Raw genomic sequence first — 14711 nt, 5'->3', positions numbered from 1 at the left:
CACGCCCCGCTGCCGGGCGTGGGGTTTTTTGGTGGCCAGCGGCGCTACAGCGTCAGCTCGGTCCAGACCGGGGCGTGGTCGGAGGGCTTCTCCATGCCGCGCAGCGCGTAGTCGATGCCGGCGTCGACCACCCGCTCGGCCAGCGGCGCGGTCACCAGGATATGGTCGATGCGCAGGCCGCGCTTCGGCTCCCGGTCGAAGCCCTTCGAGCGATAATCGAACCAGCTGAAGCGGTCATCCACCGTCGGATAACGCAACCGGTAACTGTCGCTGAGCCCCCAGGCCTTGATACCCGTGAGCCACTCGCGCTCCACCGGCTGGAAGCTGGTCTTGCCCTCGCGCAGCCAGCGCTTGCGGTTGGCCTCGCCGATGCCGATATCGATATCCTCGGGGGAGATGTTGAAGTCGCCCATCACCGCCAGGCGCTCGTCGGGGCGGTGGTGCTGCTCGAGCAGCGCCCCGAGCTGGACATAGAACTCGCGCTTGTGGGGAAACTTCAGCGGGTGCTCGACGTTCTCGCCCTGGGGAAAGTAGCCGTTCCACACCGTCAGCGACTCACCACCGGCCAGCCTCAGGACCACGCCGATCATGCGCCGCTGGGCCTCCTCGCGGTCATCGGGGAAGCCGTAGTGTACCGCCTCGGGTTCGCCACACTGGGTGACATCGATCATCAGGGCCACGCCGTAGTGGCCCTTCTGGCCATGATAGACGACCCGATAGCCCAGGGCCTCCACCGCCTCGCGGGGAAACTCGGCGTCCTGCACCTTGGTCTCCTGCAGGCCGATCAGCGCCGGGCGGTGGGCCGCCACCAGCGCCTCCAGCTGATGGAGGCGCGCGCGAATGCCGTTGATATTGAACGAGACCAGGCGCATCAGCTAGGCGTGCCTCCCTGCTCCGGCCCCTCGCCGCCGTCGCGCTCGGGGTGGATGGCGATCTCCTGGCCCTGCTCCTGGCGGGCCTGCTTGCGGGCGGCCTGCAGCTTGCGTTGCTGACGCTTCTTCTGGGTATAGCGGGTCGACGACACCACCTGATCGGGGTTCTCGTGGCGCCACTGCTTGTAATCCTTGCGCCGACCGGTGCGAATCTGCACCTTGTCGGCCAGCGAACGGGTCTTCTTGCGACGTGTCATGGGGAAACTCCTCTGCTTTGGCGCGCATTCTACCAGCCCTTCGCGGTGAGACGCGCCCTTCGTCGCATAGACTGGTACAATGTCCGTTTGCATCACACGACTACCCTATCGATACGGAAAGACAGCAAGCCTATGAGCGAGTCGGAACAGACCACGGCCCCGGCCGAGAACCGCAAGCCCAAGCGTCGTCGTCGCAAGCCGCGCCGTCGCCAGTCGAACTGGGACCTGCGCCAGTTCCAGGTACCCCCGGTGGCCGGCAAGTGGCGCTTTCACGACTTCGACCTGCCCCTGCCACTGATGCATGCCATCCATGCGCAGGGCTTCGAGTACTGCACGCCGATCCAGGCGGAGGCCCTCGGCCACACCCTGCTCGGCGGCGATATCGTCGGCAAGGCCCAGACCGGCACCGGCAAGACCGCCGCCTTCCTGATCGCGATCATCGCCTACTTCCTCGAGGAGGAGCGCCCCAACGGGCAGAAGAACGGCGCGCCGCGTTCGCTGATCGTGGCGCCGACGCGAGAGCTCGCCTTGCAGATCGAGAAGGATGCCAAGGCGCTGGCACGCTTCACCGATCTCAAGGTGGCAAGCGTGGTGGGCGGCATGGACTACCAGAAACAGCGTGACGCCCTGGGCGGCAAGCTCGACATCCTGGTGGCCACCCCGGGGCGCCTGCTCGACTTCCATCAGAAGCGCGACGTCGACCTGACCCAGGTTGAGGTGTTGGTGCTCGATGAGGCCGATCGCATGCTCTCCATGGGCTTCATTCCCGACGTCAAGCGCATCATCCGCCATACGCCGAAGAAGGAGGAGCGCCAGACCTTCCTGTTCTCGGCCACCTTCACCGAGGACATCCTGGAGCTCGCCAGCCAGTGGACCCATGAACCGGCCCATGTCGAGATCGCGGTGACCGTCGACAACGCCGCCGACATCGACCAGCGGGTCTACATGGTCGGCGATGCCGACAAGCAGCGCCTGCTGGTCAAGCTGCTGCAGCAGGAGAGCTTCGACCGCGTGATGGTGTTCGGCAATCGCCGCGACCTGGTGCGCAAGCTCGACGACCTGCTGCGCAAGGCGGGCATCGACGTGGCCATGCTCTCCGGTGACGTGCCGCAGAACCAGCGCATCGAGACCCTCGAGAAGTTCCGCGCCGGCGAGACCCAGGTGCTGGTGGCCACCGATGTGGCCGGTCGAGGCATCCATATCGAGGACGTCAGCCACGTCATCAACTACACCCTGCCGGAAGACCCGGAGGACTATGTCCACCGCATCGGCCGCACCGGCCGGGCCGGTGCCAAGGGCGTATCGATCAGCTTCGTGGGTGAGGAAGATGCCTTCTCGCTGCCCGAGATCGAACGCTTCATCGGCGACAAACTGCCCTGCGAGCATCCTCCCGAAGGACTGCTGTAGCCACGATGCTCGACGAGGCCCTCAAGCGCGAGATCCAGACCGCCTACCGCCATGCGCTGGAGGGCCTGGGGCTCACGCCCCGTTACGGCCAGCGGCTGATGATCGCCGAGATCGCCCGCACCCTGGCGGGCATCGAGGCCGACGAGTCCGGCAAGCGCATAAGCGACGAGCACGTCTGCGTGCTCGAGGCGGGCACCGGCACCGGCAAGACCCTGGCCTATCTGCTGGCCGCCCTGCCGGTGGCCAAGGCCCGCGGCAAGCGGCTGGTGATCTCCACCGCTACGGTGGCGCTGCAGGAGCAGGTACTCCATCAGGACCTGCCGGCGCTCAAGGCCCACAGCGGGATCGACTTCAGCTATGCCCTGGCCAAGGGGCGTGGCCGCTACGTGTGCGTGGCACGCCTCGACCAGGCCCTCGATGGCGGCGAGGAGAACCCCACCCTATCGATGTTCGAACAGGCCCTGGACAGCGGTGGCGATGACTTCCAGGCGCTGGTCAAAACGCTGGGTGACGCCTACGGCAGTGGCCGCTGGGAGGGCGACCGCGACGGCTGGCCCGAGGCGATCAGGGATGAGCACTGGCGACGCCTGACCGTTGACCACCGGCAGTGCACCAACCGGCGCTGCGGCCACTTCGGCGCCTGCGCCTTCTTCCGTGCCCGCCGCGACATGGAACAGGCCGATATCATCGTCGCCAACCACGACCTGGTACTGGCCGATCTCTCCCTGGGCGGCGGCGTGGTGCTGCCCGACCCAGGCGACTGCATCCACGTCTTCGATGAGGGGCACCACCTGCCCGACAAGGCGCTTAACCACTTCACCTATCGCTTCGGCGTGAATGCCGGCCTGCGCTGGCTGCGCAATCTCAGGAAGTCGCTCACCGAGCTCAACGCCGCCCTGGGCGGCCAGCCCACCCTGGCCCGGCTGCTGGCCAGCCTGCCCCAGGCCATGGATGCCGCCGAGCCGCGCCTCGGCGAGGCCTTCGCCCTGGGCCATCAGCTGGCCGGGCGCCCCCAGGGGCTCGGCGACGGCGAGGAGTTCCATCAGCACCGCTTCGAGATGGGACGCGCCCCGGAGGCACTGCGCGAGCACGCCGCGGCGCTGGTCACGCTGTTTGCCGAGCTCTCCCGCACCCTCGAGAGCATGGCGGATATCCTGCGCGAGAGTCTCGACCCCGAGAAGCACACCGGCCTGCCTCGGGATGCCGCCGAGGCATGGCTGCCGCTGATCGCGCTGCTCCACGGCCGTGCCCTGGAGGCCCACGCCCTGTGGCAGGCCTTCGGCGAGGCCGACCCCGAGGGTGAGCCTCCGCGGGCACGCTGGCTGACCCTGGAACGTTTCGGCGGCGAGCCGGAGCTGACCTTCTCGGCGAGCCCCGTATCGGCCGCCCACACCCTGGCCAAGAGCCTGTGGGGCACCACCTTCGGCGCCGTGGTCACCTCGGCGACGTTGACCGCCCTGGGGCGCTTCGAGCGCCTGCAGGAGCGCGCCGGGCTGGCCAACCGCTACCGCTACCAGCGCCTGCCCAGCCCCTTCGACTACTCCCGGGCGGTGCTCAGCGTGCCCAGGGAGGCGGTCGACCCCGCCGACCGCGAGGGCCATGAGCGCGCCATCGTCGACTTCGTGCAGGGGCTCGGAAAGCAGGAGGCGGTGCTGATGCTGTTTTCGTCACGGGCCCAGCTGCGCGCCGTGGAGAAGGCACTGCCCAGGCCCCTGGCCGAGCGGGTACTGGCCCAGGACCGGCTGCCCAAGCGCGAGCTGATCAACCGCCATCGCGAGCGGGTGGACGCCGGCGAGGGCAGCATCATCTTCGGCCTGGCGAGCTTCGCCGAGGGCATCGACCTGCCCGGGGACTACCTGACCCATGTGGTGATCACCCGGCTGCCCTTCGCGGTGCCCGACGATCCGGTGGGTGCGACGCTCGCCGAATGGATCGAGAGCCGCGGTGGCAATCCCTTCATGCGCATCAGCGTGCCGGACGCCTCCATCAAGCTGGTCCAGGCCTGCGGCCGCCTGATCCGCAAGGAAGCCGACCACGGCCGCATCACCCTGCTCGACCGGCGCGTGCTGACCCGGCGCTACGGGCGGGCACTGCTCGACTCCCTGCCGCCCTTCGTGCGCGAGATCGACGGCATCCGCCAGTGACCCGGCCACTCGCCTGACAGGGGGCTAGCGAAGCCGGAACTCTAGGCGTTGACGCGCCCTACGCAGGCCATCGGCCGGCGCGAAGCGCCAGCGTGATACGGCACGCTGCGCCGCCTTGTCGAAGACATTGCCCGGACGGGCGGAGAGTACGCGAATGCTGGCCGGGTCGACACTACCATCGCCACGGATCACGAACTGCAGCTCCACGTAGCCCTCCAGCCCACGCCGCTGGGCGCGGGACGGGTACTCCGGCGGCACCCTGCTGGTGGGCGCGATCTGCCCCACATCCACCGGCTCGTTGCTGGCCGGCGCGGCTTGCGGGGCCTGGCCCACGGCCTCTGTCAGGAAGGACTCGGCCGCCGGCGACTCGCTCGGCTTAGGGCTAGGCCGTGGCTCTACGCGCGGCGCCGGGGCGGGCTCGGGTTCGGGTTCGGGTTCGGGCTCGGGTTCGGGCTCGGGTTCGGGCTCGGGTTCGGGCTTGGGCTTGGGCTCGGGCTTGGGCTTGGGTTCGGGTTCAGGCTCTGGCTCGGGTTCGGGCTCGGGCTCGGGCTCGGGTTCGGGCTCTGGCTCGGGTTCTGGCTCGGGCAGCGCCATCGGGCTCTCCGTGATCGGCGCGGGCTCCGCCATCGGCTCGGGCGTCACCGCCTCCGGCGGAGCGATCTCGGCCACCGACTCGGCCGCCTCGGGCTCGGCGCTCTCGGGCTGGGCGGACGCCTCGACGCGGGTCAACGTCATGGGCATCTCCTGAACCTCGATCTCCTGCTCCGGTGGCGAGACCAGCAGCGCCAGCAGCCAGAACAGCGCCAGCGCCAGCGTCGCACCGGCCAGGACCGAGGCCGCGATGCGTATCATGAGGCGCCCCGCGTAGCGGCCACCGCCACGTTCTCCACACCCGCCTGGCGCAGGCGGTCCATCACCTCGATCAGCAGGCCGGTGGTGGCGTCGCGATCGGCCTGGATCACCACGCCGCCATCGCCGCTGACCAGGGCGGCCACCGCGTCGCCGACGCGGTGCAGGTCCACCGGTTCGCCATCCACCCAGACGGCTCCCTCCGGCGTGATCGCCACCATCAGCTGGGCATCCGGGCGCGGCGTGGCGGCACTCGACTCGGGGCGCTCGATCTCCACCCCGCTCTCCTTGATGAAGCTGGTGGTGACGATGAAGAAAATCAGCATGATGAAGACCACGTCGAGCATCGGGGTCAGGTTGATCTCGCCGGCATCTTCCGGCTCGCCGGCCATACTGCGGCGTCTACGCATCACTCTCCTCCACGGCACGGGCCAGGCGATCATGCAGTCGCTGGTCCTCGCGTCGGATGATCTGTTCGAGTCGGCTGGTAAACAGCAGCCCCACCACGGCCACGGCCATGCCGGCCAGGGTCGGCAGGGTGGCCCGCGCCACGCCATCGGCCATGGCCCGGGCCTGATGAGTATCGCTCAATGCCAGGCTGTCGAAGACGCTGATCATGCCGGTGACGGTACCCAGCAGGCCAAGCAGTGGACAGAGCGCCACCAGCAGCTTGAGCCAGGGCAGCGGCCGGCGCAGCCGGGCGATCAGCTGGCGGGTCCACACCTCACGCAGGGTCAGGGCACTCCAGCTGTGATGGTCGCCGCGATCCGTCCAGCGCCGGATCAGGCGCTGGCGGGCGCTGCAATAGGCAAGGCGGAAGAACAGCACCCGCTCCAGCGCCAGGCTGAAGAGCAGGGCCGCCACCGCGGCGATGCCGACCAGCACCACGCCGCCGGCATCGACCAGCCGCGCAATGGGCTCAAGCCAGGGCATCAGCACGGTGCCGGCTCCCGGACGAGCTGGATACGGGCTGACGCTGCTCGAGGGTCTCGGCCAGAGCGGCGCTGGCCTGGCCCTCGACGATGCCGGCCAGCTGGCGGCTGCGCCCGGTCAGGGCGGTATGCGCAAACAATAGCGGCACCGCGGTGACCAGGCCCAACACCGTGGTCACCAGTGCCTGACTGATGCCACCGGCCATCAGCTGCGGGTCGCCGGTACCGAATACGGTGATCGCCTGGAAGGTGACGATCATGCCCGTGACGGTACCCAACAGGCCGAGCAGCGGCGACACCGCGGCGAGAAGCTTGACCAGCGGCTGTCCGCGCTCCAGTCGCGGCATCTCGGCCAGCACCGCCTCGTCGAGCCGCGCCTCCAGCGCCTCGGGAACAGGCTCGTCGCTGAGTGCCCGGAAGCGCAACAACACGCGGCCCAGCGGGTTATCCCGACTCAGGTCGTCCAGGTGTCGCCGCTGACGCCTCACCGCCAGGCTGACGCGCAGCAGATAGGCGTACTGGGCCAGCGCCACCAGCAGGCCGAACGCGCCGAGCCCCACCACGACATAGCCCACGGCCCCGCCCTGATGGAAACGCTCCACCAGGCTGGGGCGCTGGGCCAGGGCGGCCAGCACATCGCCACCGGTGGGGTCCAGCACCACGCGCTCCTCGTCACCCGCCTGAAAGGCACGCAACCGCTCGGCGACCTCGTCCGGGGTGCGCGCCAGCGTCGCTAGCACGCCCTCCTCGGCACCACGCTCGAGCAGCTCGCCGCCACTGAACGCGGCCAGGTCCCCCACCCGCACCACCTCGCGGCGGGTGATCTCTCCGCTGCTGCCGGCCACGGGCGCCGCGAAGGCCCGAATACGGGCCGTCTCGGCGGTCAGCGCCATCAGCGCATCGCCCAGGCGCTCGAGGTGCTCGAGGCGCAGCACCTCGGCATCGTCCAGGCGCGGCGGAAGCGCTGGCCCCCCCAGTGTGATCCAGTCCTGAGCCAGGGCATCGCGCAGCTCGCCGCTGTGGCGGGCCAGCACCTCCAGCACCGCCGCCAGGTCATCGCCCTGTTCGGCCTGGCGTGCATCGAGTGCGTCACCGCGCGCCTGCAGCTCGACCTGCCGGGCGTCGAGCTCGGCACCCTGCGCCTCGGCCTCGGCATGTGCCTCGCGGGCCTCCGAAAGGGCCGCCTCCAGCGCCTCGCGGTCGTCGATCAACTCGGCGAGCCGGGCGGCATCGCGAGCCTCGACGGCCTCCCGCTCGGCGCGCAGCGTGTTCTGGGCATCCTCCTGGGCGGAAGCGGGCAGCGTCGTGACCAGCAGCAACGCCGCCAGGGCTGTCGCGGCGATGCGCCCGGCGCCGCACTTGACGCTTGTCATCATGAGGCATCCCCCGGGTTGGCTGGTGTGATGGGGTGGGAGACCGGCAGGGTCAGCAGCTCCGGCGCTCGCTGGTCACGGGCGATGCGCAGGCCATGGCGCAGCTCCACGCGGGCGGCCTCATCCAACGCTTGCCAGCGCCCTGCATCGCTGCGCCAGACCGCACCCTCCCGCCCGTCAACGGTCAAGTAGTAGAGCCCCACCCGCCCCATTCGCAGGAAGTCCACCTCGCGGCGCTGCTCGCCTTGCCCAAGGGTACCGCGCCAGGCATCGAGCTCGCGGCCATAGTCCAGCTCTGTACGCCAGGCGGCCAGCAGACGATCCAGATGCTCGGCGCGGGAGGCGTCGGGGTCGGACATGCCCTTCTCGAGCCCCTCGACTCGGGCACGACGCTCGTCCACCAGGAAAGGCAGATCGCCTTCCACCCATGCCCCCAGGCGCCTCACCAGCGCCTGCTCCACCTCGGGCAGGGCCTCACGGGTCTCGGCCAGGCTTTCCAGTGCCGCTTCCCGAGCGTCCAGCCGCTCCGCCTGGCGCTCGAGCCGTGGTGCCAGGTCGTCGCTGCGCGCCTCGAGCCGGCGGGTAGCGGCTTCCAGGCGACGCAGCTCGGCCAGCATCTCGCGACTCGCCTCGTCGGCGGCATCGATACGTGTCTGAAGCTCGGCCTGGGCGCGCTGGGCCTCGCTGGCTTCTTCCAGCAGTTCCTGGGCCATCAGAGGCGTGGCCGCCAGCACCAGCCCGGCGGCCACCCCGATCAGCAGATGTCCGGTCCTCTCCACGTCAGGCTCCCTGAGCGATCTCGAATGACGCCGGATCATCCCATGAATGATAACAATTATCAATGACTCGACAGGAATCCGCGTGAACCCTCGCCCACTCGAGGGTGTCGCGAAGGGGAGCCGTCAAAAGGCCCAGTCCTCGTCCTGGGTGGCCACGGTTCGCCCGATCACATAGGCGGAGCCGGAGCCGGAGAAGAAGTCGTGGTTCTCGTCGGCGCCTGGCGAGAGCGCGGCCAGGATGGTGGGATCCACGTCGCACAGCTCGGCGGGGAAGAGTCCCTCGAAGCCCAGATTCATCATCGCCTTGTTGGCGTTGTAGTGGAGGAATTTCTTGACGTCCTCGGTCAGCCCCACCGCGTCGTAGAGCGACTCGGTGTAGGCCACCTCGTTATCGTAGAGCGCCAGCAGCAGGTCATAGGCGTAGGCCTTGACCGCCTCCTGGCGCTGCGGCGTCGCCTCGGCCAGGGCCTGCTGGAACTTGTAGCCGATGTAGTAGCCGTGCACCGCCTCGTCGCGGATGATCAGCCGGATCAGGTCGGCGGTATTGGTGAGCCTGGCGTGGCTCGACCAGTACATCGGCAGGTAGAAGCCCGAGTAGAACAGGAACGACTCCAGGAAGACGCTGGCCACCTTGCGCATCAGCGGGTCCTCCGCGCGGTAGCGCTCGAGCACCAGCTCGGCCTTGGCCTGCAGGGTCGGATTCTCCTCGCTCCAGTGGAAGGCGTCGTCCACCTCCCTGGTGGTACACAGCGTCGAGAAGATCGAGCTGTAGGAGCGTGCGTGCACCGCCTCCATGAAGGCGATGTTGGCGTAGACCGCTTCCTCGTGGGGGGTACGCGCATCGGGCATCAGCGTCGGCGCCCCGACGCTGCTCTGGATGGTGTCGAGCAGCGTCAGTCCGGTGAACACCCGGATAGTGAGCCGCCGCTCCGGCTCGCTCAGGGTGTTCCACGACGGGATGTCGTTGGAGAGCGGCACCTTCTCGGGCAGCCAGAAGTTGCTGGTCAGGCGGTTCCACACCTCAAGGTCCTTGTCGTCCTCGAGCCGGTTCCAGTTGATGGCCTGGACACGGGTCAGTCGCGATGTTGCCGTCGCCATGTCGGATCCCTCCGTCAGAGTGTGCACGAAACGCAGCCTTCTACCTCGGTGCCCTCCAGGGCACTCTGGCGCAGGCGCACGTAGTAGAGCGTCTTGATGCCCTTGCGCCAGGCGCTGATCTGCGCGCGGTTGATGTCGCGGGTGGTGGCGGTGTCAGGGAAGAACAGCGTCAGGGAGAGCCCCTGGTCGACGTGCTCCGAGGCCGCGGCATAGGTGTCGATGATCGCCTCGGGGCCGATCTCGTAGGCGTCGCGGTAGAACGCCAGGTTGTCGTCGTCGAGATAGGGCGCCGGATAGTAGACCCGGCCGAGCTTGCCCTCCTTGCGGATCTCGATGGGCGAGGCCACCGGGTGGATGCTGGAGGTGGCATGGTTGATATAGGAGATCGAGCCGGTGGGCGGCACCGCCTGGAGGTTGCGGTTGTAGAGCCCATGGGCCATCACCGCCCCCTTGAGCGCCGCCCAGTCGTCGCGGGTCGGCAGCGCGATTCCGGACCGCTCGAACAGTGCCTGGACGCGCTCGGTCCGGGGCAGCCAGTCGCGCTCGGTGTAGGTGTCGAAGAAGGTGCCGCTGGCGTAGGTGGAGGCCGCGAAACCGGCGAAGCTCTCCCCGCGCTCCCTGGCCAGCCGGTTGGAGGCGGCGAGGGCATGGTAGGCCACGCAGGCGAAGTAGACGCCGGTGAAGTCCAGCGCCTCCGGCGAGCCGTAGTGGATATGCTCCCGGGCCAGGAAGCCATGCAGGTTCATCTGCCCCAGGCCGATGGCCCGCGAGCGGGCATTGCCGTTGGCCACCGAGGGCACCGAGGCGATGTCGGTCATCTCGGCCACCGCGGTCAGGCCGCGCACGGCGACCTCGACGCTGGCGCCGATATCCCCGGCATCCATCACCTTGGCGATGTTGAGCGAGCCCAGGTTGCAGGAGATGTCCTCCCCCACGCGGCGGTAGCCGAGATCCTCGTCGAACTCGCTGGGGGTGTTGACCTGCAGGATCTCCGAGCAGAGGTTGCTCATGTTGATACGCCCGGCGATGGGGTTGGCGCGATTGACGTTGTCCTCGAACATCACATAGGGATAGCCCGACTCGAACTGCACCTCGGCCAGGGTCTGGAAGAAGGCCCGGGCGTCGATCTTGGTCTTGCGGATGCGCCGGTCATCGACCATCTCATGGTACTTCTCGGTGACGCTGATATCGCCGAAGGGCACGCCGTAGACCCGCTCCACGTCATAGGGCGAGAAGAGGTACATGGGCGCGTTTTGCTTGGCCAGCTCGAAGGTGATGTCGGGGATGGTCACCCCCAGCGAGAGGGTCTTGATACGCACCTTCTCGTCTGCATTCTCGCGCTTGGTATCCAGGAAGCGCAGGATATCGGGATGGTGGGCGTTGAGGTAGACCGCCCCCGCCCCCTGGCGAGCGCCCAGCTGGTTGGCGTAGGAGAAGGCATCCTCGAGCAGTTTCATGATCGGGATGATGCCCGACGACTGGTTCTCGATCTGCTTGATGGGGGCCCCCGCCTCGCGGATGTTGCTGAGCAGCAGAGCCACTCCGCCGCCGCGCTTGGAGAGCTGCAGGGCCGAGTTGATGCCCCGACCGATGGACTCCATGTTGTCTTCGAGGCGCAGCAGGAAGCAGGAGACCAGTTCACCGCGCTGGCGCTTGCCGGCATTGAGAAAGGTGGGCGTGGCCGGCTGGAAGCGGCCGCCGATGATCTCGTCCACCAGCGCCCGAGCCAGGGTCTCGTCACCGCGGGCCAGGGTCAGCGCCACCATGCACACCCTGTCCTCGAAACGCTCCAGGTAGCGGCGCCCGTCGAAGGTCTTCAGCGTATAGCTGGTGTAGTACTTGAAGGCACCAAGGAAGCTCGGGAAGCGGAACTTCCAGGCGTAGGCCTGTTCGAAAAGCGCCTTGATGAAGCCGGGAGCATAAGCCGCGAGCACCTCCGGTTCGTAATACTCCTGCTCCACCAGGTAGTCGAGCTTCTCCTCCAGCGAGTGGAAGAACACCGTGTTCTGATTGACGTGCTGCAGGAAGTACTGGCGCACCGCCTCGCGGTCGCGCTCCAGTTGCAGGCGTCCGTCGGCACCATACAGGTTGAGCATGGCGTTGAGCGCGTGGTAATCCAGCTCACGTGCGGCGGCCTCCCCCTGGCGGGGCGGCGGGGTCAGGATGGTCGTGTCCAAAACTCTCTCACTCCCTTGCAAACCCGGGTCACGTCCTCGTCCGTGCCCAGCAATTCGAATCGATACAGCAGCGGTACGCCGCACTTCTCGGCGATGATGCGGCCGGCCAGCCCGTAGGCGGCCCCGAAGTTGGTATTGCCGGCGGCGATCACCCCGCGCAGCAGGGCCCGATTAGCGTCGTCATTGAGGAAACGGATCACCGGGGCCGGCACCGCCCCCCTCACCTCGCCCCCACCGTAGGTGGGCGTGACCAGGATGAAGGGGGACGTCGCCTCGAGCGTCGGCGCACCCCGCTCGAGGGGGATGCGCCGCGCGGGCAGGTCCAGCTTCTGGATGAAGCGATGGGTATTGCCGGAGCGGGTCGAGAAGTAGATCAGCTCCGGCGATGCCGCCCGCGGGGGGTGCATGATCACGCCCGGGCCAGATGGCCGAGGCGGTCCGGGCGAAAGCCGGACCAGTGCTCGTCGCCGGCGACCACCACGGGCAGCTGACGGTGGCCAAGCGCCATCACGCGCTCGCGGGCGTCCGAGTCACGCTCAAGGTCGACCAGGCGGTAGGCGATGCCCTGACGCTCCAGGGTGCGACAGGTGGCCGTGCACTGGGGGCAGGCCGGGCGGGTATAGACCTCGATCTCCATGGTGATACTCCCTGTGGCGGAGAACTATATGTGGTGGTTACAGGGTAAAGAATACACCATATATAGGATCTGTCACCCTTGAAATACCATATGTAGTGGTATAAAGGAGAAAGAGACACAAGTGGACACAGGCAGACAGGCAGACAGGCAGACAGGCAGACAGGCAAGGGGCTAGGGGCAAGGGGCAAGGGGCAAGGGGCAAGGGGCAAGCGAGTGTATCGACAACCCATACAAAACACAGCGCCGCGGCCCTGGGGGCCGCGGCGCTGCATGGTGAGACCGGGAAGTCGGTCGGTCGATCAGGCGCTAGCGGCCTGGTAGCGACGCTCGACCTCGTCCCAGTTGATCACGTTGAAGAACTCGGCGATGTAGTCCGGGCGCTTGTTCTGGAACTTGAGGTAGTAGGCGTGCTCCCACACGTCCAGACCCAGCACCGGGGTGTTGCCGTTGGAGATCGGGCTGTCCTGGTTCAGGCTGTTCTCCACCACCAGCGTCTTTTCCGGAGTGACGCAGAGCCAGGCCCAGCCGCTGCCGAAGCGACCCAGGGCCGCCTTGGTGAAGGCATCCTTGAAGGCCTCGAAGCCACCCAACTCGCTGTCGATGGCCTCGGCCACCTTGCCCTTGGGCTGACCGCCGCCATTGGGCGACATCATCTGCCAGAACATGGTGTGGTTGGAGTGGCCGCCACCGTTGTTGATCACCGCCTGACGCTTCTCCGCCGGCACCTTGTCCAGATCGGCCAGCAGCTCGTCGACCGGCACGTCTTCCAGGCCGGTGCCCTCGAGGGCAGCGTTCAGGTTGTTGACGTAGGTCTGGTGGTGACGCGAGTGGTGGATCTCCATGGTCAGCGCATCGATGTGGGGCTCGAGCGCATCGTAGGCATACGGGAGGTCAGGGAGGGTATGTGCCATGTTGATCATCTCCTTTTGGTGGCTTTCATTGTGCTGCAATTTAGATAGATGCGGTCGCCGGTTAGGGATTTCAACCGCAGCATGCAGACTTTCTCGACCTCGAGCCACCCTACTCCAGCCAGCGTGAATCCGTCTAGCGCGGACCAGACGAGGGCAGGGCTATAACAGTTACCAGGCGTGAGGGGCGCTGGGGGCAAGCCGACGAGGAGGTCCTACGCCAGGGATGGCGTCGGTAGCGCCCAGGGAGGGGTTCACAGCGCCTCCTCACAGGCTTGCCCCCAGATCAGCCCCGACGATAAGAGCTATCTGCGATTGACCTACAGAGAGCGAAAGCCGGTCCCTGACGGAACCGGCTTTCGCTCATGCCTACCGGGTCGTGCCTTACAACTTGCTCTCGAGCTCCGGCAGCGCCTCAAAGAGATCCGCCACCAACCCGTAGTCGGCCACCTGGAAGATCGGCGCCTCCTCGTCCTTGTTGATGGCCACGATCACCTTGGAGTCCTTCATGCCGGCCAGGTGCTGGATGGCACCCGAGATGCCCACGGCGATGTAGAGATCCGGGGCGACGATCTTGCCGGTCTGGCCCACCTGCATGTCGTTAGGCACGAAGCCGGCGTCCACCGCGGCGCGCGAGGCGCCGATGGCCGCGCCCAGCTTGTCGGCGATGCCGTCGAGGAGCTTGAAGTTCTCGCCGTTGCCCATGCCGCGGCCGCCGGAGATCACCACCTTGGCCGCACCCAGCTCGGGACGGTCGGACTGGGCCAGCTCCTCCTTGATGAAGGTGGACTGGGCGTTGTCGGCCACGAAGTCCACGGCCTCGATGGCGGCGCTGCCGCCCTCGCCGACGGCGTCGAAGCCGGTGGTGCGCACGGTGATCACCTTCAGCGCATCCTCGCTCTGCACCGTGGCGATGGCGTTGCCGGCGTAGATCGGGCGCTTGAAGGTGTCCGGGGACTCCACCGCGATGATCTCGGAGATCTGCGCCACGTCCTTGAGCGCGGCGAGGCGCGGCAGCACGTTCTTGCCGGTGGTGGAGGCCACCGCCAGCACGTGGCCGTAGTCGCCGGCCAGCTCACTGAGCAGCGCGGCCATGGGCTCGGCCAGCTGATGGGCGTAGGCGGCGTTGTCGGCCACGCGCACGCGGCTGACGCCGTCGAGCTTCGCGGCAGCCTCGGCGATGGCACTCACGCCTTCGCCCGCCACCAGCACGTCGATATCGCCACCGATCTGTTGTGCGGCCGCGACCGCATGGGCGGTGGCGCCGGCCAGGGCGCC

General features: G+C 67.7%; 15 protein-coding genes. 2 read left to right on the top strand and 13 right to left on the bottom strand.

The features are described from left to right. Nucleotides 1-44: 44 nt before the first annotated feature. Complete coding sequence (xthA, locus tag RAN53_RS09290) at nucleotides 45-872, bottom strand: exodeoxyribonuclease III (protein WP_305796536.1); 828 nt, start codon at nucleotides 870-872, stop codon at nucleotides 45-47. Continuing rightward, nucleotides 872-1129, bottom strand: coding sequence for a hypothetical protein (locus RAN53_RS09285; protein ID WP_305796535.1), 258 nt, complete (start codon nucleotides 1127-1129; stop codon nucleotides 872-874). Before RAN53_RS09285 ends, xthA begins: the two co-directional genes overlap by 1 nt. A 132-nt stretch (nucleotides 1130-1261) precedes the next feature. Between RAN53_RS09285 and rhlB the strand changes: the two genes are divergently transcribed. After that, nucleotides 1262-2536 carry an ATP-dependent RNA helicase RhlB gene (gene rhlB / locus RAN53_RS09280; protein WP_305796534.1) on the top strand — a complete coding sequence of 425 codons (1275 nt, stop codon included), beginning with the start codon at nucleotides 1262-1264 and terminating at the stop codon, nucleotides 2534-2536. Between the two features lie 5 nt (nucleotides 2537-2541). Continuing rightward, complete coding sequence (gene dinG, locus RAN53_RS09275) at nucleotides 2542-4680, top strand: ATP-dependent DNA helicase DinG (RefSeq protein WP_305796533.1); 2139 nt, start codon at nucleotides 2542-2544, stop codon at nucleotides 4678-4680. A 24-nt stretch (nucleotides 4681-4704) separates the two neighbouring features. On the opposite strand, the gene RAN53_RS09270 is transcribed toward dinG, so the two are convergent. From RAN53_RS09270 to RAN53_RS09220, 11 genes are all read right to left on the bottom strand, one after another. Continuing rightward, entirely contained in the window at nucleotides 4705-5532 is an 828-nt protein-coding gene (locus RAN53_RS09270) for an energy transducer TonB (protein WP_305796532.1), read from the bottom strand. Beyond that, entirely contained in the window at nucleotides 5529-5939 is a 411-nt protein-coding gene (locus RAN53_RS09265) for an ExbD/TolR family protein (RefSeq protein WP_305796531.1), read from the bottom strand. Before RAN53_RS09265 ends, RAN53_RS09270 begins: the two co-directional genes overlap by 4 nt. Beyond that, the gene (locus RAN53_RS09260) at nucleotides 5932-6462 is read right to left on the bottom strand and encodes a MotA/TolQ/ExbB proton channel family protein (RefSeq protein ID WP_305796756.1); all 531 of its coding nucleotides are present in this window, start codon (nucleotides 6460-6462) and stop codon (nucleotides 5932-5934) included. The genes RAN53_RS09265 and RAN53_RS09260 overlap by 8 nt, the downstream gene beginning before the upstream one ends. Next, nucleotides 6449-7837, bottom strand: coding sequence for a MotA/TolQ/ExbB proton channel family protein (locus RAN53_RS09255; protein ID WP_305796530.1), 1389 nt, complete (start codon nucleotides 7835-7837; stop codon nucleotides 6449-6451). The genes RAN53_RS09260 and RAN53_RS09255 overlap by 14 nt, the downstream gene beginning before the upstream one ends. Then, on the bottom strand, nucleotides 7834-8613 hold the full coding sequence (locus RAN53_RS09250; RefSeq protein ID WP_305796529.1) for a DUF3450 domain-containing protein: 780 nt from the start codon (nucleotides 8611-8613) through the stop codon (nucleotides 7834-7836). Before RAN53_RS09250 ends, RAN53_RS09255 begins: the two co-directional genes overlap by 4 nt. A gap of 123 nt (nucleotides 8614-8736) precedes the next feature. Beyond that, the gene (gene nrdF, locus RAN53_RS09245; protein WP_305796528.1) at nucleotides 8737-9711 is read right to left on the bottom strand and encodes a class 1b ribonucleoside-diphosphate reductase subunit beta; all 975 of its coding nucleotides are present in this window, start codon (nucleotides 9709-9711) and stop codon (nucleotides 8737-8739) included. A 14-nt stretch (nucleotides 9712-9725) separates the two neighbouring features. Further along, the gene (gene nrdE, locus RAN53_RS09240) at nucleotides 9726-11888 is read right to left on the bottom strand and encodes a class 1b ribonucleoside-diphosphate reductase subunit alpha (RefSeq protein ID WP_305796527.1); all 2163 of its coding nucleotides are present in this window, start codon (nucleotides 11886-11888) and stop codon (nucleotides 9726-9728) included. Then, nucleotides 11870-12295 carry a class Ib ribonucleoside-diphosphate reductase assembly flavoprotein NrdI gene (nrdI, locus tag RAN53_RS09235; RefSeq protein ID WP_305796526.1) on the bottom strand — a complete coding sequence of 142 codons (426 nt, stop codon included), beginning with the start codon at nucleotides 12293-12295 and terminating at the stop codon, nucleotides 11870-11872. The genes nrdE and nrdI overlap by 19 nt, the downstream gene beginning before the upstream one ends. A 2-nt stretch (nucleotides 12296-12297) precedes the next feature. After that, nucleotides 12298-12525 carry a glutaredoxin-like protein NrdH gene (gene nrdH, locus RAN53_RS09230; protein WP_305796525.1) on the bottom strand — a complete coding sequence of 76 codons (228 nt, stop codon included), beginning with the start codon at nucleotides 12523-12525 and terminating at the stop codon, nucleotides 12298-12300. Nucleotides 12526-12824: 299 nt separating this feature from the next. Then, nucleotides 12825-13436, bottom strand: a complete 612-nt coding sequence (locus RAN53_RS09225; protein WP_305796524.1) for a superoxide dismutase — start codon at nucleotides 13434-13436, stop codon at nucleotides 12825-12827. 381 nt (nucleotides 13437-13817) lie between these two features. Next, on the bottom strand, nucleotides 13818-14711 hold an 894-nt coding region (locus RAN53_RS09220), incomplete at its 5' end, for an electron transfer flavoprotein subunit alpha/FixB family protein (protein WP_414842974.1).

Source organism: Halomonas sp. SSL-5 (assembly GCF_030708455.1).
GTDB lineage: Bacteria > Pseudomonadota > Gammaproteobacteria > Pseudomonadales > Halomonadaceae > Halomonas.
Note: the sequence above shows the minus strand (reverse complement) of the source record. Positions and strands in the feature narration are given on the sequence as shown.

What these genes read in the sequence shown, in the direction of transcription:
- RAN53_RS09255 (WP_305796530.1), bottom strand. Translation starts at nt 7,837, where the DNA reads ATGATGACAAGCGTCAAGTGCGGCGCCGGGCGCATCGCCGCGACAGCC.
- RAN53_RS09285 (WP_305796535.1), bottom strand. Translation starts at nt 1,129, where the DNA reads ATGACACGTCGCAAGAAGACCCGTTCGCTGGCCGACAAGGTGCAGATT.
- xthA (WP_305796536.1), bottom strand. Translation starts at nt 872, where the DNA reads ATGCGCCTGGTCTCGTTCAATATCAACGGCATTCGCGCGCGCCTCCAT.
- nrdH (WP_305796525.1), bottom strand. Translation starts at nt 12,525, where the DNA reads ATGGAGATCGAGGTCTATACCCGCCCGGCCTGCCCCCAGTGCACGGCC.
- RAN53_RS09265 (WP_305796531.1), bottom strand. Translation starts at nt 5,939, where the DNA reads ATGCGTAGACGCCGCAGTATGGCCGGCGAGCCGGAAGATGCCGGCGAG.
- RAN53_RS09260 (WP_305796756.1), bottom strand. Translation starts at nt 6,462, where the DNA reads ATGCCCTGGCTTGAGCCCATTGCGCGGCTGGTCGATGCCGGCGGCGTG.
- nrdF (WP_305796528.1), bottom strand. Translation starts at nt 9,711, where the DNA reads ATGGCGACGGCAACATCGCGACTGACCCGTGTCCAGGCCATCAACTGG.
- RAN53_RS09225 (WP_305796524.1), bottom strand. Translation starts at nt 13,436, where the DNA reads ATGGCACATACCCTCCCTGACCTCCCGTATGCCTACGATGCGCTCGAG.
- rhlB (WP_305796534.1), top strand. Translation starts at nt 1,262, where the DNA reads ATGAGCGAGTCGGAACAGACCACGGCCCCGGCCGAGAACCGCAAGCCC.
- nrdI (WP_305796526.1), bottom strand. Translation starts at nt 12,295, where the DNA reads ATGCACCCCCCGCGGGCGGCATCGCCGGAGCTGATCTACTTCTCGACC.
- RAN53_RS09270 (WP_305796532.1), bottom strand. Translation starts at nt 5,532, where the DNA reads ATGATACGCATCGCGGCCTCGGTCCTGGCCGGTGCGACGCTGGCGCTG.
- dinG (WP_305796533.1), top strand. Translation starts at nt 2,542, where the DNA reads ATGCTCGACGAGGCCCTCAAGCGCGAGATCCAGACCGCCTACCGCCAT.